24 protein-coding genes are annotated in these 20,353 nt (G+C 69.5%); 19 read left to right on the forward strand and 5 right to left on the reverse strand.

Annotated elements, in window-relative coordinates:
- The first annotated feature begins 9 nt into the window (after positions 1–9).
- The 4 genes from ABB22_RS14095 (at position 10) to ABB22_RS14110 (ending at position 2,141) form a co-directional block, all read left to right on the forward strand.
- Positions 10–624 carry a YqaA family protein gene (locus ABB22_RS14095; RefSeq protein WP_057505286.1) on the forward strand — a complete coding sequence of 205 codons (615 nt, stop codon included), beginning with the start codon at positions 10–12 and terminating at the stop codon, positions 622–624.
- Complete coding sequence (locus ABB22_RS14100; RefSeq protein ID WP_152984191.1) at positions 603–1,409, forward strand: peptidoglycan DD-metalloendopeptidase family protein; 807 nt, start codon at positions 603–605, stop codon at positions 1,407–1,409. Before ABB22_RS14095 ends, ABB22_RS14100 begins: the two co-directional genes overlap by 22 nt.
- A gap of 193 nt (positions 1,410–1,602) precedes the next feature.
- Positions 1,603–1,902, forward strand: a complete 300-nt coding sequence (locus ABB22_RS14105; RefSeq protein WP_055769839.1) for a hypothetical protein — start codon at positions 1,603–1,605, stop codon at positions 1,900–1,902.
- Between the two features lie 11 nt (positions 1,903–1,913).
- Entirely contained in the window at positions 1,914–2,141 is a 228-nt protein-coding gene (locus ABB22_RS14110; RefSeq protein ID WP_055769837.1) for a hypothetical protein, read from the forward strand.
- A 68-nt stretch (positions 2,142–2,209) separates the two neighbouring features.
- Here ABB22_RS14110 and ABB22_RS14115 read toward each other — a convergent pair whose 3' ends face one another.
- Both ABB22_RS14115 and yhbY read right to left on the reverse strand, forming a co-directional pair.
- A complete protein-coding gene (locus ABB22_RS14115; protein ID WP_055769835.1) occupies positions 2,210–2,593 on the reverse strand; it encodes an Mth938-like domain-containing protein in 384 nt (127 codons plus the stop codon).
- Between the two features lie 17 nt (positions 2,594–2,610).
- Positions 2,611–2,916, reverse strand: a complete 306-nt coding sequence (yhbY, locus tag ABB22_RS14120) for a ribosome assembly RNA-binding protein YhbY (RefSeq protein WP_055769833.1) — start codon at positions 2,914–2,916, stop codon at positions 2,611–2,613.
- A 64-nt stretch (positions 2,917–2,980) separates the two neighbouring features.
- Between yhbY and rlmE the strand changes: the two genes are divergently transcribed.
- The 7 genes from rlmE to hflX all read left to right on the forward strand — a co-directional run bounded on the left by rlmE (position 2,981) and on the right by hflX (position 9,593).
- On the forward strand, positions 2,981–3,610 hold the full coding sequence (rlmE, locus tag ABB22_RS14125) for a 23S rRNA (uridine(2552)-2'-O)-methyltransferase RlmE (protein WP_425477809.1): 630 nt from the start codon (positions 2,981–2,983) through the stop codon (positions 3,608–3,610).
- Positions 3,611–3,665: 55 nt separating this feature from the next.
- Positions 3,666–5,588: an ATP-dependent zinc metalloprotease FtsH gene (gene ftsH, locus ABB22_RS14130; RefSeq protein WP_055769828.1), complete on the forward strand. Its 1,923-nt coding sequence runs from the start codon at positions 3,666–3,668 to the stop codon at positions 5,586–5,588.
- A 283-nt stretch (positions 5,589–5,871) separates the two neighbouring features.
- Positions 5,872–6,057 carry a hypothetical protein gene (locus ABB22_RS18275; RefSeq protein ID WP_152984192.1) on the forward strand — a complete coding sequence of 62 codons (186 nt, stop codon included), beginning with the start codon at positions 5,872–5,874 and terminating at the stop codon, positions 6,055–6,057.
- Positions 6,057–6,953, forward strand: coding sequence for a dihydropteroate synthase (folP, locus tag ABB22_RS14135; RefSeq protein WP_055769827.1), 897 nt, complete (start codon positions 6,057–6,059; stop codon positions 6,951–6,953). The genes ABB22_RS18275 and folP overlap by 1 nt, the downstream gene beginning before the upstream one ends.
- Positions 6,953–7,906, forward strand: a complete 954-nt coding sequence (gene miaA, locus ABB22_RS14140; RefSeq protein WP_055769825.1) for a tRNA (adenosine(37)-N6)-dimethylallyltransferase MiaA — start codon at positions 6,953–6,955, stop codon at positions 7,904–7,906. Before folP ends, miaA begins: the two co-directional genes overlap by 1 nt.
- 86 nt (positions 7,907–7,992) lie before the next feature.
- Complete coding sequence (gene hfq / locus ABB22_RS14145) at positions 7,993–8,268, forward strand: RNA chaperone Hfq (RefSeq protein ID WP_054668644.1); 276 nt, start codon at positions 7,993–7,995, stop codon at positions 8,266–8,268.
- Positions 8,269–8,282: 14 nt separating this feature from the next.
- Positions 8,283–9,593 (forward strand): ribosome rescue GTPase HflX, encoded by a 1,311-nt coding sequence (gene hflX, locus ABB22_RS14150; protein WP_055769823.1) that lies wholly within the window; start codon positions 8,283–8,285, stop codon positions 9,591–9,593.
- Positions 9,594–9,708: 115 nt separating this feature from the next.
- Here hflX and asd read toward each other — a convergent pair whose 3' ends face one another.
- Positions 9,709–10,551: an archaetidylserine decarboxylase gene (gene asd, locus ABB22_RS14155; protein WP_055769820.1), complete on the reverse strand. Its 843-nt coding sequence runs from the start codon at positions 10,549–10,551 to the stop codon at positions 9,709–9,711.
- Positions 10,548–11,195 (reverse strand): SCO family protein, encoded by a 648-nt coding sequence (locus ABB22_RS14160; RefSeq protein ID WP_055769818.1) that lies wholly within the window; start codon positions 11,193–11,195, stop codon positions 10,548–10,550. Before ABB22_RS14160 ends, asd begins: the two co-directional genes overlap by 4 nt.
- 206 nt (positions 11,196–11,401) lie before the next feature.
- Here ABB22_RS14160 and prmB point away from each other — a divergent pair, with 206 nt between their 5' ends.
- The 8 genes from prmB (at position 11,402) to ABB22_RS14200 (ending at position 19,729) form a co-directional block, all read left to right on the forward strand.
- Positions 11,402–12,328 (forward strand): 50S ribosomal protein L3 N(5)-glutamine methyltransferase, encoded by a 927-nt coding sequence (gene prmB / locus ABB22_RS14165; protein ID WP_055769816.1) that lies wholly within the window; start codon positions 11,402–11,404, stop codon positions 12,326–12,328.
- Positions 12,325–13,428, forward strand: coding sequence for a chorismate synthase (gene aroC, locus ABB22_RS14170; RefSeq protein WP_055769814.1), 1,104 nt, complete (start codon positions 12,325–12,327; stop codon positions 13,426–13,428). Before prmB ends, aroC begins: the two co-directional genes overlap by 4 nt.
- Positions 13,421–14,473: a 2-hydroxyacid dehydrogenase gene (locus tag ABB22_RS14175; RefSeq protein ID WP_055769812.1), complete on the forward strand. Its 1,053-nt coding sequence runs from the start codon at positions 13,421–13,423 to the stop codon at positions 14,471–14,473. The genes aroC and ABB22_RS14175 overlap by 8 nt, the downstream gene beginning before the upstream one ends.
- Before the next feature lie 84 nt (positions 14,474–14,557).
- Positions 14,558–15,583: an aspartate-semialdehyde dehydrogenase gene (locus ABB22_RS14180; RefSeq protein WP_055769810.1), complete on the forward strand. Its 1,026-nt coding sequence runs from the start codon at positions 14,558–14,560 to the stop codon at positions 15,581–15,583.
- Between the two features lie 477 nt (positions 15,584–16,060).
- Positions 16,061–17,863, forward strand: coding sequence for a type IV pilus assembly protein FimV (locus ABB22_RS14185; RefSeq protein WP_152984193.1), 1,803 nt, complete (start codon positions 16,061–16,063; stop codon positions 17,861–17,863).
- Positions 17,860–18,240 carry a VOC family protein gene (locus tag ABB22_RS14190; protein WP_055769806.1) on the forward strand — a complete coding sequence of 127 codons (381 nt, stop codon included), beginning with the start codon at positions 17,860–17,862 and terminating at the stop codon, positions 18,238–18,240. The genes ABB22_RS14185 and ABB22_RS14190 overlap by 4 nt, the downstream gene beginning before the upstream one ends.
- Before the next feature lie 59 nt (positions 18,241–18,299).
- Positions 18,300–19,073: a tRNA pseudouridine(38-40) synthase TruA gene (gene truA, locus ABB22_RS14195; RefSeq protein ID WP_055769804.1), complete on the forward strand. Its 774-nt coding sequence runs from the start codon at positions 18,300–18,302 to the stop codon at positions 19,071–19,073.
- Entirely contained in the window at positions 19,070–19,729 is a 660-nt protein-coding gene (locus tag ABB22_RS14200) for a phosphoribosylanthranilate isomerase (protein ID WP_055769802.1), read from the forward strand. The genes truA and ABB22_RS14200 overlap by 4 nt, the downstream gene beginning before the upstream one ends.
- A 25-nt stretch (positions 19,730–19,754) precedes the next feature.
- Here ABB22_RS14200 and ABB22_RS14205 read toward each other — a convergent pair.
- A partial coding sequence (locus ABB22_RS14205; RefSeq protein WP_082592181.1) for a LysR substrate-binding domain-containing protein occupies positions 19,755–20,353 on the reverse strand: 599 nt, incomplete at its 5' end.

Raw genomic sequence — 20,353 nt, forward strand, 5'->3', positions numbered from 1 at the left:
CCCGCGACGATGAAGATATTCGGGCCGCTGTACGACCGCGCGCTGTACTGGGCCAGCCACAGGCGCGCGCCCACCTACCTGACGGTGCTGAGCTTCATCGAGGCCATCATCTTCCCGGTGATGCCGGAAGTGATGCTGATGCCGATGTGCGTGGCGCAGCCGCGCAAGGGCTGGCGCTTCGCCACGTTGAGCCTGGCCGGTTCGATGGTCGGCGCGATGGTCGGCTATGCGCTGGGCCACTATGCGTTCGAGGCGCTCAAGCCGCTGTTCGCCGCGCTGGGCATGTTGCCTGCCATCGAATCGGGCATCGCCACGCTGCAGGCGAAGATGGTCGAATCGCCGTGGGCGGTGTTCACCTTCCTGGTGCTGGGCGGCTTCATGCCGATCCCGATGAAGGTCTTCACGTGGGCATCCGGTATCGTCGGGGTGCCGCTGCCGCAATATGTGCTGAGCATGCTGGTCGGGCGCGGCAAGCGTGTGTTCGTGCTGGCCGCGGTGATCCGCTTCGGCGGCGCGCGCGCGGCCGAAGCGCTGCGGCGCTGGATCGAACCGCTGGGCTGGATCGCGACCGCGCTGGTCGTCGGCCTGGTGGGTTGGCTGGTATGGAGGACGAAATTCGCATGAGTGCAGAGGTGAGGTTCAAGGGCGCGTTCAAGGCGTCCGCCGGCGCGGCGGCAATGCTGCTGGTCGCGGCGCTGGCCGGCTGCGGCACGGCCACGGTGGTGCGGCCTTCGGGCGGCGCATCGGCGGCGCCGGCGGCTCCGCGCACATCGGTGCCCAAGCCCGGGCAGACCGCGGTGGTGCGCCGTGGCGACACGCTGTACGCGCTGGCCCGCATCCACAACATCACGCCTGGCGACCTGGCGGCCTGGAACGGCCTGTCCAACCCCAACGCGATCTATCCGGGGCAGACGCTGCGGCTGTATCCGGGCAGCGGCGCCACCGCCTCGCGCCCTGCCACCGGCAGCAGTGGAGCCGCCACGCGGCCGGCCACGCCGCCAGCGGCGGCGACGCCGGCCCCGGCCCCGGCCAACAGCGGCATCGGCTGGCGCTGGCCGGCCGACGGCGCGCTGGTCGGGCGGTTCGTCGCCGGCGAGACCACCAAGCAGGGCATCGACATCGCCGGCAGCAGCGGCCAGGCGGTACGCGCGGCCGGTCCGGGCGTGGTGGTCTACTCCGGCGCCGGCCTGGTCGGCTATGGAGAGCTGATCATCATCAAGCACAACGACCAGTGGCTGTCGGCCTATGGCCACAACCGCAAGCGCCTGGTCAACGAGGGGCAGAACGTCAAGGCCGGCGACCAGATCGCGGAGATGGGCCGTACCGGCACCTCGCGCGACATGCTGCACTTCGAGATCCGCTACAACGGCAAGCCGGTGGATCCGCTGCAGTACCTGCCGGCGCGTTGACGGTTGATTCGCCATCCGGGCTGATCCCCGCCCCGGTGCGGCGTGCGGGGCGTTCGCCATGGATGCGGCCGATGGGTTGCAGGCGCCCCCGGTACACCCCTGCTGCAATGGCCGGCGCTGTGGGGCCACCGCAGGGCCGGCGCATGAAGATCGCAGGTTGGCGGTCCGTCCACCCGGGCGAGGGAGGACAGGAATGCCGTTCGTCGAAGCCCTGAAGGAAGCCTGTTTCGTGGTGTTCCCGATCTACGCCGTCCTGAGGGTGCTGGCATGCGCCTTCGGCTGGCGTCGTCTGCAGGGGCTGGGCACGCTGGGCATCATGGTGGGCTGCGTGCTCGGCGCCGCGCTGGCGGCGCAGATGGGCATGGCACTGTTGTCCCGCAGCCTGGTGATGGGCCTGATGGTCGGAGTCTTCCACTATCTGTTCGACCTGCTGGAACGCAAAGCGCAGCGGCGCGACCAGGGCAGGCGTGCGCGCCCGACCGGTACCGGTTAAGGAGAAAGAGAATGGGGAAGCCGCGTTACTGGTTCGCCGCCAAGGAGCTCGGATGGGGCTGGGGATGGCCGCTGGCGTGGCAGGGATGGCTCGCCTATGCGGTAGCGGCGGTGCTGCTGGTGGCCAACTTCGTGGTCTTCCCTCCTGCAGCCGATCCCGTCCGCTTCATCGTGTGCAACACGGGCGTGGTCCTGCTTCTCCTGCTCGTCTGCTGGTTCAAGGGCGAGCCATTGCGCTGACCGCAGGGCGTGCCTGGGATCGGGTGATGCGCCCCATCGCGGCGTTGCCCGCCGCGTGGAGGGCGGCGTCAGTTGCCGCCGGTTTCCAGGATGAACGCCGCGACCACGCGGCGGTTTTCGCCGGCCAGCACGTTGAAGGTGCGCGCCGCCGAGGCGTTGTTCATCACTTCGATGCCCACGCCGCGGGTCAGGCAGGCGGCCATGACCTCCACCGGCGGGAATACCTGCTGCTCGCCGGTGCCGAGGATGAGCACGGCCGGGTTCTGTTCCAGCGCCGGAGCCAGGTCCGCCACGGTGAGCCGGCCGACCGCGGCCACCGCCCAGTCCTCGATCAACTGATCGGGAGAGAGGATGAAGCTGCGCGCCAGCGTCCGGTCGTTGACCCGGGCCTGCTGGCCGTCGGCCGAGCGCAGGGAATAGATGTAGTCGGGCAGTTCGCGGCTCAGTTGCATCTTTGGCTTCTCGGCGGTCAGCCGCGGGGCAGCACGATCTGGCGCTTTTCCCGGGCCGGGCGGTACAGGACGGCGACGTGGCCGATGCGCTGGATCAGCGCGCTGCCGCTGGCGTCGACCAGCTCGCCGACCATGACGTCGCGCGCCTCGCGGTCCTCGGCGGCGACCTTCACCTTGATCAGTTCGTGGCGTTCCAGCACCTCGTCCAGTTCCGCCAGGAAGGCGGGGGTGACTCCCTTGCCGCCGATCTGCAGCAGTGCTTTCAGATCGTGGGCCATGCCGCGCAGGAATCGGTTCTGGGCCGGGGTGAGGACGATGGACATGCAGTGATTACGGGTTATCAAGGGGGTTCAGGGTATCATGCCCACCCCTACAGGCCCCATTCCGATGTCCCGCAGCAAGAGCAGTCAACGCTGGTTGAAGGAGCATTTCTCCGACCCCTTCGTGAAGAAGGCGCAGTCCGAGGGCATGCGCTCGCGCGCCGCCTACAAGCTGGAGGAACTGCTCCAGCGCGACCGCCTGCTGAAGCCGAACATGGTGGTGGTCGACCTCGGCGCCGCGCCGGGCGGCTGGTCGCAGCAGGTGCGGAGACAACTGGGCGACAGCGGCCGGGTGCTGGCGCTGGACATCCTGGAGATGCCGCCGCTGGCCGGTGTCGAGTTCCTTCATGGTGACTTCAGGGAAGAAACCGTCCTATCCCAGTTCGAAGCCATGCTCGGCGGCCAGCCGGTGGACCTTGTCCTGTCGGATATGGCCCCCAATAAGAGTGGCATGGATGCGGTGGACCAGCCGCGGATGATGCACCTGGCGGAGCTGGCGATGGATTTCGCCGACAACCATCTCAAGCCGGGCGGGGCGTTCCTGATCAAGCTGTTCCAGGGCGTCGGCTTTGACGACTACGTGCGGGAAATGCGCCGCCGTTACGAAAAGGTCGTGATCCGCAAGCCGGAAGCCTCGCGCAAGCGCTCGCCCGAGGTCTACGCCCTGGGCCAGGGCAAGCGTCCGCAGATCAAGTAAGCTCGACACCATACGAATCGCGTCAGAAATTAGAGGAACGCCGGAGCCGATGAGGATGAACGACCTGACCAAGAACCTCCTGCTATGGGTGGTTGTCGCCGTCGTGCTGATGGTGGTGTTCCAGAGTTTCGCCCCGCGCGGCGGCACGCCCACCGCCGGTGACGCGAACAACTACACCCAGTTCCTGCAGGAAGTGGACGCGGGCCGGATCAAGTCGGTGGAGTTCACCGACGATACGACCCTAACCACCAATGCCATCCGCTTCAGGCGCAGCGACGGCAGCGAAGGCTCGCTGTACGCGCCGCGCGACGAGAAGCTCATCGACCAGCTCTACACCAAGAAGGTCGACATCGTGCGCATGAAGCCGGCCACCGGCCCGAGCTTCTGGAGCATCGCGCTGCAGTTCCTGCCGGTGCTGCTGCTGATCGGCTTCTGGATCTTCATGATGCGGCAGATGCAGGGCGGCGGTGGCGGCGCGAAGGGCGCGATGTCCTTCGGCAAGTCGCGCGCCAAGCTGCAGGGCGAGGACCAGATCAAGGTCACCTTCGCCGACGTGGCCGGCTGCGACGAGGCCAAGGAAGAAGTCGGCGAGCTGGTCGAATTCCTGCGCGACCCGTCCAAGTTCACCAAGCTGGGCGGCAAGATCCCGCGCGGCGTGCTGATGGTCGGTCCGCCGGGCACCGGCAAGACCCTGCTGGCGCGCGCCATCGCCGGCGAGGCCAAGGTGCCGTTTTTCGCGATCTCCGGTTCGGACTTCGTCGAGATGTTCGTCGGCGTCGGCGCCAGCCGCGTGCGCGACATGTTCGAGCAGGCCAAGAAGCATGCGCCGTGCATCATCTTCATCGACGAGATCGACGCGGTCGGCCGTCACCGCGGTTCGGGCATGGGCGGCGGGCATGACGAGCGCGAGCAGACCCTGAACCAGATGCTGGTCGAGATGGACGGCTTCGAGGGGGGCGAGGGCGTGATCGTGATCGCCGCCACCAACCGTCCGGACGTGCTCGACAAGGCGCTGCTGCGTCCGGGCCGCTTCGACCGCCAGGTCATGGTCGGCCTGCCCGACATCAAGGGCCGCGAGCAGATTCTGCGCGTGCACCTGCGCAAGGTGCCGGCTGCCGACGACGTCAGGCCGGAAGTGCTGGCGCGCGGCACTCCGGGGTTCTCCGGTGCCGACCTGGCCAACCTGGTCAACGAGGGCGCCCTGTTCGCCGCGCGCCGCGGCAAGCAGGAAGTGAGCATGCAGGACTTCGAGGACGCCAAGGACAAGATATACATGGGTCCGGAGCGCCGCAGCATGGTCATGCGCGAGGAAGAGCGCCGCAACACCGCCTACCACGAGTCCGGCCACGCCGTTGTCGCCATGTCGCTGCCCAAGGCCGACCCGGTGCACAAGGTGACCATCATGCCGCGCGGCTGGGCGCTGGGCGTGACCTGGCAGCTGCCCGAGCACGACCACATCAGCAAGTACAAGGACCGCATGCTGGAGGAACTGGCGATCCTGTTCGGCGGCCGCATCGCCGAGGAGATCTTCGTCGGCGAGATGTCCACCGGCGCCTCCAACGACTTCGAGCGCGCCACCAAGCTGGCCCGCGGCATGGTCACCAAGTACGGCATGTCCGATGTGATGGGCACCATGGTCTACGCCGACGAGGAAGCCGGCTATGGCATGCACAGCAAGACCATTTCCGAGGCCACCCAGCAGAAGGTGGACGCGGAGATCCGCCGCATCCTCGACGAGCAGTACGACGTGGCGCGCCGCATCCTGGAGGACAAGCGCGACATCGTCGAGGCCATGACCGCCGCGCTGCTGGACTGGGAAACCATCGACGCCGAGCAGGTCAAGGCGATCATGGAAGGCCGCAAGCCCTCGCCGCCGGCCGGTTGGGTGGACAAGGGCAAGAGCGACCCGTCGGACGGCGACAAGGGCGGCGACGAACGCCCGGTGGCGCCGATCAGCGATCCGGCCGGGCAGCATTAACCTGCTGTCAGGATGTTGAACACGACGGGCCGGATATTCCGGCCCGTCGTGTTTCCGGGAGCCGGCAACCAGGCCCGTGGTGGGCTGGCGCATCCGCGGAGGGCGCCTGTCCGCGGGTGTTCCGCTTCCCGGCTCCCGGGAAAGCACGGGCACGGGCCTCGCGGGCAGCTCCGCTTCCACGCCCGCAGGCTTTTCACTATGGAAGCCCCCCCTTCAGCCTCGATGGTTCCGGTGACCGCATCCGCGGGAGACAATGGGCCACCGTGCCCCAGCCGCTTGCCGAATGACCGCCCAGACTCCCGCTCCCAATACCTCCACCCACATCCCCGAAATGGTGATCGCCACCGTGGCCGGCGTCGCTTTCGGGGTGAAGACCGGTCATTACCTGACGGGCATCTTCATCGGCATCGTGCTGGGCGTGGCGCTCAGCGTGCTCGGCACCGTGGTCCGGGCGAGGAGCCGGCGCTGATGTTCGATACGTCACCGGTACTGGATTGCGCCGGCCGACCGCTGCGGCTTGACCGCCCGCGGGTGATGGGCATCGTCAACGTCACCCCGGATTCGTTCTCCGACGGTGGGCGGCACTTCGATACCGATGCGGCCATCGCCCATGCGCTGGCGCTGGTCGAGCAGGGCGCGGACCTGCTTGATGTCGGCGGCGAGTCCACCCGGCCCGGTGCCGCGCAGGTATCGGTGCAGGAGGAGATCGACCGCGTGGTGCCGGTGATCGAGGCGCTGGTGGCGCGCGTGCCGGTGCCGGTCAGCGTCGACACCTTCAAGCCGGAGGTGATGCGCGCGGCGCTGGCGGCCGGCGCCGGCATGGTCAACGACGTGCAGGCCCTGCGCCAGCCCGGTGCGCTGGAGGTCGTGGCAGATTCCGGAGCCGCCGTGGTGCTGATGCACGCGGTCGGCGGGCCGCATGACGCCGGCATGGCCTGGGACAGCGACGATGTCGCCGGCGACGTGCAGCGTTTTCTTGCCGAGCGGATCTTCGCCGCGGAGATGGCCGGCATCGCCCGCAACCGGCTGGTGGTCGACCCCGGCTACGGTTTCAACAAGGACACCGCGCAGAATTTCGCGCTGCTCGCGGCCCAGGAAAAACTGCTGGCGCTGGGCGTGCCGCTGCTGGCCGGGTTGTCGCGCAAGCGCTGCATCGGCGAGGTCACCGGGCGTGGTGTCGCCGCCGAACGCCTGGCAGGCTCGGTCGCCGCGCACCTGCTGGCGGTGCAGCGCGGGGCGAAGATCGTGCGCGTGCATGACGTGGCCGCCACGGTCGATGCGTTGAAGGTGCTGGCGGCGCTTGACGCGGTGCCGGCGCCGCGCGCCGATCGGCCGGCAATGCCGCGCTGGCCGGACGAGGACTGATGGCGGCCGACGCGCGGCCGCTGGCCATCGCGCTGATGGGGCCTACCGCCTCGGGCAAGACCGCGGCGGCGATCGAACTGGCCAGGCGCCATGGCGGCGAGATCGTCAGCGTCGATTCGGCGCTGGTGTACCGCGGGCTGGAAATCGGCGCGGCCAAGCCCGACGAAGCCGAGCGCGCCGGCATCCCCCATCATCTGCTGGACCTGCGCGATCCCTGGCAGAGCTACTCGGCCGCCGAGTTCGCCGCCGATGCGGCCGCCGCGGTGCGCGACATCGTCGCCCGCGGCCGGCTGCCGATCCTGGCCGGCGGCACCGGACTGTATTTCCGCGCGCTGCTGCAGGGGCTTTCGCCGATGCCGGAGGCCGACCCGGCCGTCCGCGCGGCGATCGGCGCCGAAGCCGAGGCGCTGGGTTGGCCGGCGCTGCACGCGCAGCTGGCGCAGGTCGACCCGGCCGCGGCCGGGCGCATCCATGCCACCGATCCGCAGCGCATCCAGCGCGCGTTGGAGGTCTACCGGCTCACCGGCAAGCCGATCAGCCATTGGCAGGCGCTGCCCGGCATCGCCCGCCTGCCGGCGCGCGTGCTCAAGTTGGTGCTGGCGCCGGCCGACCGCGCGGTGCTGCACGCCCGCATCGAGCGCCGCTTCGACCTGATGCTCGAACAGGGATTCCTCGACGAAGTGCGGCGCCTGCGCGCCCTGCCGGCGATGGCCGGCGTGGCGGTTCCTCTGGACCTGCCGGCGATCCGCGCGGTGGGTTACCGCCAGGCCTGGCAGTTCCTGGAAGGGCAGGACGAGGCGGCCGCATTCCGCGACAAGGCGATCTTCGCCACCCGCCAGCTGGCCAAGCGCCAGCTCACCTGGCTGCGCGGCGAACGGGACGCGCGCTGGTTCGACCCGGCCACCGACATGCCGCGTCTGCACGAGGCGATTTCCCTGTTTCTGGCAAGGTGAGCGGGCGTGCGGCGGTGTACCATCGGCAGTCCGGCGCGGCGGGGGAAGCCGCGCCGGCCCATAAGAACAATAACTAGGAGTTGAAGATGTCCAAGGGGCAATCCTTGCAGGACCCGTTCCTGAACGCACTGCGCCGCGAGCGCGTGCCGGTTTCGGTCTACCTGGTCAACGGCATCAAGCTGCAGGGCACGATCGAATCGTTCGACCAGTTCGTGGTGCTGCTGCGCAATACGGTCAGCCAGATGGTCTACAAGCACGCCATTTCCACCGTGGTGCCGGCGCGCAACGTGCGCGTGGGGCCGGGCGGCGGCTATGTGCAATCGGCCGACAGCAATCAGGCAGGCGATGACGACAACGAATAAGCAGGACGTGGCGCGTGTTTGACCGCTCCAAACGAGGCGAACACGCGCTGTTGATCCAGCCGCACGCAGGGCGGCTGGAAGAGGATGTGCTGGAGGAGTTCACCGACCTGGCCCGCTCGGCCGGGGCCAGCATCGCGGCCACCGTGACCGCGCGCATCGACCGCCCCAATCCCTCCACCCTGATCGGCAGCGGCAAGCTGGACGAGGTCAAGGCCATGGCCGACGCCACCGGCGCCGACCTGGTGCTGGTCAACCACGCCTTGACCCCGGTACAGGAGCGCAACCTGGAACGGTTCCTGGAGCGGCGCGTGATCGACCGCACCGGGCTGATCCTGGACATCTTTGCCCAGCGTGCGCACAGCCACGAAGGCAAGCTGCAGGTGGAGCTGGCGCAGCTGCGCCACCTGGCCACGCGCCTGGTGCGCGGCTGGACCCACCTGGAGCGCCAGCGCGGCGGTTCCATCGGCCTGCGCGGCCCCGGCGAGACCCAGCTGGAAACCGACCGCCGGTTGCTGCAGAAGCGCGTGGAGCAGCTGCAGAAGCGCCTGGAGAAGGTGGAAGTGCAGCGCACCCAGATGCGCCGCGCACGCGTGCGCAGCGAGATGCCGCGCGTGGCCCTGGTGGGCTATACCAACGCCGGCAAGTCGACGCTGTTCAATGCGCTGACCGGAGCCGGGGCGTACGCCGCCGACCAGCTGTTCGCCACGCTTGATCCGACCGTGCGCCGCATCCAACTGCCCGGCGGCAACGCGATGCTGGCCGACACCGTCGGTTTCGTCCGCGACCTGCCGCACGAACTGGTCGCCGCGTTCCGCTCCACGCTGAGCGAGGCGCGCGAGGCGGATTTCCTGCTGCACCTGGTCGATGCCGCCGATCCGCTGCGCGAGGAGCGCATCGCCCAGGTGGATGAAGTGCTGGAGGCGGTCGGTGCCGGCGAGCTGCCGCAGCTGCTGGTGTTCAACAAGATCGACCGTATCGAAGGTGCGGACGTGCGCCACGACGCGCAGGACGGCGTGCCGGACGAAGCGCGCCGCGAACGCGTGTGGATTTCCGCGCGCGACGGCCGCGGCCTGGAACTGCTGCAGTCGGTGCTGGGCAAGCGCCTGGGCCTGCAGCACGTCACCGGCAGCGTGCGACTGCCACCCAGCGCCGGCCGGCTGCGTTCGCGCCTGCACCAGCTGGAGGTCATCCGCAGCGAGCAGGCCGACGAGGAAGGCTGGCTGATCGAGGTGGACATTCCCATCGCCGAAGCGGAGAAACTGGCCGCGGGGGCCGACGGGCAGGTGATCCGCGCATTGCTGCCGGAGCGCGAACCGGAGTGGTGAGCCGCCTGCGATGAATGTGGGCTGGAAACGAAACAGGAGCGACGTGTGTCGCTCCTGTTTTGCTTTTGGCGTTGCCGCTTCTGTCGGTGGCGCGCAGGCCTGCGCGCCAGCGGGGTTACTTCAAACGCGCCAGCAGCTGCCCAAGCCGCACCGGACTTTCGGCCATCAGCGCTGGATCGAATTCAGCCACGCCAGGCGGCAGCAGCACGATCACGGTGCTGCCGTAGTTGAAGCGCGCCATCTCCGCGAACCTCTCCAGCGTGATGCCCTTGCCGCGCCAGTCCTTGCGGGTGATGCGGTCGCCGTAGGCGGGGATTTCCTCGCCGCTCCACACCGTTTCCACGCCGCTGACCAGCAGCGCGCCCACCATCACCTGCACCATCGGGCCGAAGTCGGTGTCGAAGTGGCACACCAGCCGTTCGTTGCGGGCGAACAGGCGCGGCACGTTGGCCACCGCATCCGGGCCGACGCTGAACAGGCGTCCGGGCACGTGCACGGTCTCGCGCAGGGTGCCGGTCCAGGGCATGTGCACGCGGTGGTAGTCGCGCGGGGACAGGTACACGGTGGCGAACAGGCCGTCGGCAAAGGGCTCGGCGTCCCTGGCGTTGCCGAGCAGTTCGGCGGCGGTGAACGACTGGCCCTTGGCCTGGAAGATGCGGCCATCCTCGATCGGGCCGAGCTGGCTGATGCGGCCATCGGCCGGCATCAGCAGCGCGCGCGGATCGGCATCGGCCACGCGCGCGCCCGGTTTCAGCGCGCGGGTGAAGAAGGCATTGAAGCTGGCATAGCTGCGCGGGTCCGGATCGGCCGCTTCGGCCAGGTTGACGTCGAATTTCCGCGTCACCGTGTCGATCAGCCAGCGCGACACGCGCGGGTTGCGCGAATAGGCCAGCGCGCGCGCCATCGACGACAGCAGCCGGTGCGGCAGGGCGTGGGTAAGCGTGGTCAGCAGACTCATGGTGCGGTTTTTCCGGTCAGCTTGGTCAGGTCGCTGGCGATCATCTTCGGGTCGAACGGCGGGCGCATGAGTCCGGCCAGCCTGCCTTCCGGGTCGAGCACGGCGATGCTGGCCGAGTGGTCCATGCTGTAGTCGTTCGGATTGGCCTTGAAGTTCTTGCCCGGCGCCTTCTGGAACACCAGGCCCAGCGGCGTGGCGAAGCGCTCCAGCGACGGGACGTCGGCGGTGGCGGCAATGGTGTCCTTGTGGAAGGCATGGGCGTATTCGCCCAGCCGCGCCGGCGTGTCGCGTTCCGGGTCGACCGACACGAACACCACGCGCGGGCGCAGGCTTTCGGGAATGCTTTCCCATTGCTTCTGCGCAAGCGCCAGTTCGGCCAGGGTGGTCGGGCACACGTCCGGGCAGGAGGTGAAGCCCAGGAACACCAGGGTCCAGTGTCCGCGCAGTTCGCCGGGGATCAGGCGGGTGCCGTCGGACTGTCCGAGGCTGAAATCCGGCAGCGGCCGCGGCGTGGGATAGAAGATGATCGAGCCGGTCTGCTGGCCGCCGTTGCCGGCGGGGCCGAATACCTTCTGTGCCAGCAACAGTCCCAGGCCTGCCGCCAGCGCGATGGCCAGGACGATGCCGGTATTGCGGTTGAACATGGGCCGTTTCTCCGTACGGGTAATGGCGGCACCGGGCGGAGCGCGGGCCTGCGGGCGGCGGTGGCGGGATCCAGCGGCAGGCCGGCCCCTTGCCGGGTTGTTGCGGTCCGATGCCGGGACATCGCCGCAGTTTCGGCTGCAACCGGGCGCTCAATATACCGGGTGCACGCCTATAATCGCAGACCACCAATATTCCCCGTATTGCCATGACAGCCCAGGCGGCCGCCGAACTCCTCACGATCATCGACCTGATCCGCTACGGCGCGAGCCGTTTCAATGCCGCGGGCCTGACCTTCGGCCACAGCTACGACAACGCGCTGGACGAGGCGACCAGCCTGGTGCTGCACGCCCTGCACCTGCCGCCGGACCTGGGCCCGGCCTACGGCCAGGCGCGCCTGCTGGCCGAGGAGAGGCAGCAGGTGCTGGCGCTGTTCGAGCGCCGCATCGCCGAGCGCGTGCCGGCCGCCTACCTCATCGGCGAGGCGTGGTTCGCCGGGCTGAGCTTCAAGAGCGACACGCGCGCGCTGGTGCCGCGCTCGCCCATCGCCGAGCTGATCCTCAATGGCTTCGAGCCGTGGCTGGCCGGGCGCGACGTCGCCCGCGCGCTGGACCTGTGCACCGGTTCGGGCTGCATCGCCATCGCCATGGGCCACTACTACCCGAACTGGCAGGTGGACGGCAGCGACATCAACGACGCCGCGCTGTCGCTGGCGGCCGAGAACAAGGAGCGCCTGCTCGCGCACAACGTCGAACTGGTCAAGAGCGATCTGTTCGGCGGCCTGCAGGGCCGCGTCTACGACCTGATCGTCACCAACCCGCCCTACGTCACCAACGACGAGACCGATGCGCTGCCGCGCGAATACGCGCACGAGCCGGACCTGGCGCTGCGCGCCGGCGACGACGGCCTGGACCTGGTACTGAAGATCCTGCGCGATGCGCCGGACCACCTGAGCGAGGACGGCCTGCTGATCTGCGAAGTGGGCGATTCCGAGCAGCACCTGGTCAAGCTGCTGCCGGAAGTGTTCATGTCCTGGATCGAATTCAAGGTCGGGCAGATGGGCATCTTCGCGGTCGAGGCCGCCGAGCTGCGTACCCACCATGCGCGCATCGCCGAGCTGGCGGCGCAGCGATGAGTTCCAATTCCTTCGGCAAGCTGCTTACGGTCACCACCTTCGGCGAATCGCACGGGCCGGCGATCGGCTGCGTGATCGACGGGTGCCCGCCGGGGCTGGAGATCGCGCCGGAGGAATTCGCCCACGACCTGCAGCGCCGGGCCACCGGCAAGAGCCGGCATACCTCGGCGCGGCGCGAGGCCGACGAGGTGGAGATCCTGTCCGGCGTGTACGAAGGCCGCACCACCGGCACGCCGCTCGCGCTGCTGATCCGCAATACCGACCAGCGCAGCAAGGACTACAGCAACATCGCCGCGCAGTTCCGTCCCGGCCACGCCGACTACAGCTATTGGCAGAAGTACGGCATCCGCGACCCGCGCGGCGGCGGCCGCTCCTCCGCGCGCGAGACCACCATGCGCGTGGCCGCCGGCGTCATCGCCAAGAAGTGGCTGCGTCAGCGTTACGGGGTGACCGTGCGCGGTTACCTGTCGCAGCTGGGCGCGATCACCCCGGCCGGCTTCGACTGGAGCGCGGTCGAGGACAACCCGTTCTTCTGGCCCGACGCCGCGCAGGTGCCGGAACTGGAGGCGTACATGGATGCGCTGCGCAAGTCCGGCGATTCGGTCGGCGCGCGCGTGGACGTGGTCGCCGACGGCGTGCCGCCGGGCTGGGGCGAGCCGATCTACGGCAAGCTCGACGGTGAGATCGCCGCGGCGCTGATGAGCATCAACGCGGTCAAGGGCGTGGAGATCGGCGACGGTTTCGCCAGCGTCGTGCAGAAGGGCACCGAGCACCGCGACCTGATCACCCCCGCCGGCTTCCAGTCCAACCACGCCGGCGGCATCCTCGGCGGCATCGCCACCGGCCAGCAGATCGTCGCTTCGATGGCGCTCAAGCCGACCTCCAGCCTGCGCCTGCCCGGCGCGACGATGGACGTGGAAGGCAACGCGGTCGAAGTCGTCACCACCGGCCGCCACGACCCCTGCGTCGGCATCCGCGCCACGCCCATCGCCGAGGCGATGCTGGCGCTGGTGCTGATGGACCAGGCGCTGCGCCACCGCGCGCAGTGCGGCGACGTCGGCGTGGTGGCGCCGCGCATCCCCGGGAGCCTCGATGGCTGACCGGCGGCCCCGCGTCTGGGTATCGCAGCCGCTGTTCGACGACACCGTCGCGCAGCTGGCCGCGTACTGCGACGTGGTGGCCACGCCGGCCGTCACCGCGCACGACAGCGCGGCCCTGGCGGAGCACCTGGCCGGCGCCGATGGCGCCCTGGTCACGCTCAACGAACGCATCGGCGCGGCCGAGATCGCCCATGCGCCATCGCTGAAGATCGTCGCCAACGTCGGCGTCGGCTACAACAACCTCGACATTCCCGCGCTGAGCGCGGCGGGCATCGTCGCCACCAACACGCCCGACGTCCTCACCGAAACCACCGCCGACCTCGGTTTTGCGCTGCTGATGGCCGCGGCGCGGCGCATCGTCGAATCCGATCGCTGGCTGCGCGAGGGCCACTGGGGGCAGTGGTCGTTCACCACCATGCTTGGCGCCGACCTGCATGGCAGCACCCTGGGCATCCTCGGCATGGGCCGCATCGGCCAGGCCATCGCCCGCCGCGGCCATCATGGTTTCGGCATGAAGGTGCTGTACCACAACCGTTCGCGGCTGCCCGCGGACATGGAGCAGGCGGTCGGCGCGCGTTACGTGGATTTCGACGAACTGCTGGGCAGCGTCGATCACCTGTTGCTGGTGCTGCCGTATACCGCGCAGAACCACCACATCATCGATGCCGCCGCACTGGCGAAGATGAAGCCCACCGCCACGCTGGTGAACATCGCGCGCGGCGGCATCGTCGACGAACTGGCGCTGGCCGACGCGCTGGCGCACGGCCGCCTGGCCTCGGCCGCGCTCGACGTCTACGAGAACGAGCCGGACGTGCGCCCCGAACTGCTGGCCCTGCGCAACATCGTGCTGACCCCGCATGTCGGCAGCGCCTCGCTGGCCACGCGCCGGGCGATGGTGCAGGTGGCGATGGACAACCTGCTGGCGGGCCTGGGCATCGGCCCGGATGCCGGCCATCCCGCCAATGCGGTCAATGCCGGCCTGCTGGCCGATGGCATGGCGCGCACGGGCAATGCCGGCACCAAAATCGACATCAAGAAACGGTAGGGAGCCTCCGAGGCTGTCGCCGGAGGTTCCCCGAACCTGGCTCGACGTGTGTGTCCCCCCATCTCTTTCTTTCGAGTACACCCCATGAGCAATGAAGCCCGTCGTTTCCACGTAGCCGTCGTCGGCGCAACCGGCGCGGTCGGCCAGACCATGCTGGCCATCCTCGCCGAGCGCGATTTTCCGGTCGGCAAGCTGAGCCTGCTCGCCTCCGAGCGCTCGGCCGGCCAGCAGGTCGAGTTCAACGGCGAGAAGGTCACCATCCAGGACCTGGCCACGTTTGATCCCGCCGGCGTCGAGATCGCCCTGTTCTCGGCCGGCGGCGGCATCTCGAAGGAATACGCGCCGAAGTTCGCCGCCGCCGGCGCGGTCGTCATCGACAACTCGTCCTCGTTCCGCTACGACGACGACGTGCCGCTGGTGGTCTCGGAGGTCAATCCGGAAGCGGCGAAGAACCGTCCGCGCGGCATCATCGCCAACCCGAACTGCTCGACCATGCAGCTGATGCCGGTGCTGGCGCCGATCCACCGCGAGTACGGCATCGAACGCGTCAACGTGGCCACCTACCAGTCCGTTTCCGGCGCCGGCCAGAGCGGCATGGAAGAGCTGGGCAAGCAGACCGCGCAGCTGCTGGGCTTCCAGGAAATCGAGCCGAAGAAGTTCCCGGTGCAGATCGCCTTCAACCTGATCCCGCACATCGACGAGTTCCTCGACAACGGCTTCACCAAGGAAGAAATGAAGCTGGTCTGGGAGACCCGCAAGATCCTCGGCGACGACAGCATCCAGGTGAACCCGACGGCCGTGCGCGTGCCGGTGTTCTATGGTCATTCCGAGGCGGTGAACATCGAGACGAAGAAGAAGATCAGCGCGGACCAGGCGCGCGAGCTGCTGGCCGCCGCGCCGGGCGTGAAGGTCGTCGACGAGCGAAGGGCCGGCGGCTACCCGACCCCGGTCACCCACGCCTCGGGCACCGACCCGGTCTATGTCGGCCGCATCCGCGAGGACATCTCGCATCCGCGCGGGCTGAACCTGTGGGTGGTAGCCGACAACATCCGCAAGGGCGCTGCGCTCAACGCGGTGCAGGTCGCCGAACTGGTCGCCAGCGGCGGCTGAGGCAAGGCCCGCCGCACCATCCTGCATCGCCGGGGATGCGGCGCCATCCTGGGCCCGGCCGCTGGTCGGGCTTGGGCTTTCAAGGGGCCGCCAAACAATGCCGACCAACGGTCGGCCCCCTCCGGTACCGGTACCTGCCAACACCACCTGGAAGCATCTGGAGCAAAGCCTCCTTGGTAAGCGGGCGCGCCACTGCGCGAAGCGCGAACGGCGAAGCCGACCCGAAGGGAGAGCCGCTTGCGGCGAGTCAAGGCGCGGGGGTGTGGCAAGCGAGAGACGGGGCCCACGGTTTGCGAGGCAAACCGTGGGGCGACAGCGCGCAGCGCTGAGGTGTCTATGGCAGGCGAAAGAGGGCCCGCGGTTTGCAGCGCAAACCGTGAGGCAACAGCGCGCGGCGTTGGCGTGTCTCCCCCGCGGTATTCCGAATCCGGCTCTGCCGGTATATTGGCCGGCATGAAACCACGGGGCAGGAGCGCGATGCGCTCGATACAAGGCGTGTTCGTCCTCGCGCTGGGGCTGTACAGCAGCGCCGCGCTTGCCCTCGGCCTGGGCAACATCCGCGTACTGTCCAGGCCCGGACAGCCGCTGGTGGCCGAGATCCCGGTGATCTCCAGCGACCCGGGCGAGCTGGAAAGCGCCACGGTGGCGCTGGCCTCGGCGGCGACCTTCGAGCGCGTGGGCCTGTCGCGGCCGGAAGGGCTGGTCAGCGAGCTCCAGTTCCAGTTCGCCCAGGATGCACAGGGGCGCGCCGTAGTGCGCGTGACCAGCGCGGCGCCGGTGCAGGTGCCGGCGCTGAGCTTCCTGATCGAGGTGGACTGGGGGCAGGGGCGGCTGGTACGCGAATACTCGGCACTGGTCGCCGCGCCGGAGGCCGCTACCGCGGTCGCCGAACCGGTGATCGAGGCGCCGGCCGCGGCGCCTTCCAACCTGATCGTGCGCGAGCCCGGGCCGGCGTCGGTGCCCATGTCCGGGCCGGCGAAGGAACCGGCGGCGGTCGCCGCACCCGTACCATCCACGCCTTCCGCATCCCGTCCGGCGCCTGTCGCGCGGCCGGCGGCCACGGCCGACGGCACGCTGGCGCCCGTACAGCGCGGCCAGACCCTGTCGGGGATCGCGGGCGAGCTGGCGCGCGACAACGGCGTTTCGCTGGACCAGGCGATGGTGGCGCTGCTGCGCGCCAACCCCGAGGCGTTCATCCGCGGCAACGTCAACCTGCTGCGGCAGGGGGCGGTGCTGCGTGTTCCCGGAAGCGGGGAGCTGGAGCGCACCGACACGGCCGCTGCCCGCGCATTGGTGCGGGAGCATGTCGCGCAATGGCACCAGGCGCGCGCACCGATCCCGCAGCCGGCGGTGGTCGGCACGGCGACCGCCACCGCAAAGGCGGATGCGGTCGCGCCGGCGGCGCGCGATGCGCGGCTGGAAATCGCGCCGGCGGTGGCTGGCGCACATCAGACGGCAGGAATGACGACCGGGCTCCAGGCCGGTGGCGAGGGCGACATGGCGGCGAACGAACAACTGCGGCAGGCCAGGGAAGATCTCGCCACGCGCGATGCGGAACTGCAGGAACTGCGCGAGCGCGTCGCCGAACTGGAGAAACTGCAATCGCAGCAGCAATCGCTGATCGCGATGAAGGACAGCAACCTGGCCGCAGCGCAGCAGCGCCTGGCCGAGGTGGGGAAGAAGGAGCCGGCGGGCACCGCGCCATGGGCGTGGCTGGGCGTGCTGCTGCTGGTCGTGGCCGCGGCAGGCTGGTGGCTTTCGCGCCGTCGCCGGCCGTCGCCGCTTCCGCCCGCGCCACCTGCCGGTCGCGCCGCCGAAGGCGAACTGTCGGCGCTTGCCGCGGCGATGCCTGCGGTGGAAGAGGAGATCGCCACCGAGGTCGCGCCCGTGCAACCGGCTGCCGCGCCCGTCGAAGATGAGGTCGAGGTCGAGTCCGTTCCGTTCTGGTCGCAGCCGTCCACCGGCGCCAATCCGCCGCGTTCGGCCCGGCAGGAGCCGGTGCTGCTGTTCGAGGCCTCGCGTCCATCGGGCGACGCCGCAGCGCCAGCCGCGCCGGCGGAACCGACTGTGCAGGAGGAAGGCGACTGGCTGGCCGGCGACATGGCCAGTCTGGCGCCGCTCAACCCTGCGCCTGCCGGCCGCGAGCGGCTGGAGCTGGCGATCGCCTACCTGGACCTGGGCGATGCGGAAACCGCGCGTACCCTGTTGAACGAAGTGGCCGCAGGCGGCGACGTGCAGGCGCGCGCCGAAGCGGTCGAATTGCTGGGGCGGTTGGGATGAGCGGGCAGGAGCCGGCGGTGAAGCACGAACGGCGCATCGACTATGTCGAGTTCGCCTCGCGCGATCCTTCCGCGAGCCGGCGTTTCTTCGAGCAGGTGTTCGGCTGGCGCTTCGAGGATTACGGCCCGGACTACACCGCGTTCGACGACGGCGGACTGCAGGGCGGTTTCTTCCGCGGCGAGCCGGCGACGAGCGGGTCCGGCGCACCGCTGGTGGTGCTGTACGCGGCGCGGCTGGCGCCGCTGCAGGCGGCGGTGCTGGCGCAGGGCGGCATGCTGAGCAAAGCCGAATTCACCTTCCCCGGCGGGCGCCGCTTCCAGTTCCTCGAACCCGGCGGCAACGAACTGGCCGTGTGGTCCGAACGCGACGCGGATTGAACGGGCGCCCGCTGCGGGCGCCGGCTCCGGCAAGCGCCGGCGAAACGAGAGGTTTGACGATGCGCTACGCGCTGGGCGTGGAATACGACGGCAGCGGCTTCAAGGGCTGGCAGCAGTTGGGCGAAAGCGGCTGTGCGAGCGTGCAGGCCACGCTGCAGGATGCTCTTTCGTCGGTGGCCGATGCGCCGGTGAGCGTGGTCTGCGCCGGCCGCACCGATGCCGGGGTGCACGGCGAATGCCAGGTGGTGCATTTCGACAGCGATGTCGCGCGCGAGCCGCGCGGCTGGGTGCTGGGCACGACCACGCGGCTTCCGCCTTCGGTGTGCGTGCGCTGGTGCGTGCCGGTGGCCGACGACTTCCATGCGCGATTCTCCGCGCGCGCGCGGCGCTACCGTTACCGCCTGCTCAACCGCCAGGTGCGTCCTGCGCTGTACCGGCAGACGCTGAGCTGGGAACGCCGGCCGCTGGACGCCGATGCGATGCACCGTGCCGCGCAGGCGCTGCTGGGCGAAAACGACTTCAGTTCGTTCCGCAGCGTGCAATGCCAGGCGCTGCACGCCCGCCGCGAGCTGCAGTCGATTTCCGTCGCGCGCCACGGCGAGGTGGTCGAGGTGCAGGTGCAGGCCAATGCCTTCCTGCACCACATGGTGCGCAATATCGTCGGCTCGCTGCTGCTGGTCGGTGCCGGCGAGAAGCCGGAGTCGTGGATCGGGCAGGTGTTGGCGCTGCGCGACCGCACCCAGGCCGGGCCGACCGCGCCGCCGCAGGGGCTGGTGTTCGTAGGCCCGCTGTATCCTGACCAGTGGCAACTGCCGGCCGAGGTGACGTCATGACCCGCATGCTGTTCCGCACCCGCATCAAGTTCTGCGGCATGACCCGCGCCGGCGACATCCGCCTGGCCAGCGAGCTGGGCGTCGACGCGATCGGTTTCGTTTTCGCCCGCGGCAGCGCGCGCCGGGTGGCGCCGGCCGAAGCCCGCGCGATGCGCCAGGCGATCACGCCGATGGTCGATGTGGTGGCGCTGTTCCGCGACAACAGCCGCGAGGAAGTGCGCGAGGTGATGCGCACGGTACGGCCGAGCCTGCTGCAGTTCCACGGCGACGAGGACGACACCTTCTGCCGTGCGTTCAACATGCCCTACCTGAAGGCGGTGGCGATGGGCGGTACGGAGGCGGTCACCGCGCGCAGCCTGCAACTGGCGCATCCGCATGCGGCCGGTTTCCTGCTGGACAGCCACGCGCCGGGCGGCAGCGGCGGCAGCGGCGTGGCCTTCGACTGGTCGCAGGTGCCCTCCGGGCTGCACCGGCCGTTCCTGCTGGCCGGCGGCATCCGCCCGGACAATGTGTTCGAAGCGATCGCCAGCGTGCAGCCGTGGGGCGTGGATGTCTCCAGCGGCATCGAATCGGCGCCGGGCATCAAGGATGGCGACCGGATGCGCCGTTTCGTCGAGGAAGTGCGCCGCGCCGACATGCACGACGCATCCGCGTAAGCCCCAGGAGCGGCTTGGGCCGCTCCTACGCGGCCAGCTGCCGCCGCAACCAGTCCGCCAGTGCCTCGACCCGTGGATGTCGGTCCCCGCCGGCGGTGCACAGCGCCCATTGCCCTTCGGTATCGACGAAGCCCCACGGGGCGATGAGGCGGCCGTTGACCAGGTCGTCGGCCACCAGCGGTTCGGGGGCGATGGCGATGCCGAGGCCGGCGACCGCGGCTTCGAGCAGGTAATACAGATGCTCGAAACCGGTGCCTTCGCGCAGCGCCGCCGCGTCCAGGTCGTTGAGCGCGGCCCAGGTGGGCCAGGCCTGCGGCCGCGAGCGGGTGTGCAGCAGCGCATGGCCGAGCAGGGCGTCGAGCGGCTGGTGGGCGAGTACGTGCGCGCCACGCATGGATGGGCTGAACACCGGGCCGATGCGTTCGCTGCCCAGGCCGTGCACGGTCCAGCCGGCCGGCCACGGCGCCTGGCCGAGCAGGAGGGCGGCGTCCATCCCGGCCAGCCGCGGGGCGAAATCGCCGTCCTGCGCGGCCAGATGCAGGGTCAGCCCCGGCAGGTCGCGCTGCAGCTGCTGCAGGCGCGGGATCATCCAGCGCGCCAGCACGCTGCCCGGGCAGCCAAGCA

The organism is Stenotrophomonas nitritireducens (assembly GCF_001431425.1).
GTDB lineage: Bacteria > Pseudomonadota > Gammaproteobacteria > Xanthomonadales > Xanthomonadaceae > Stenotrophomonas > Stenotrophomonas nitritireducens.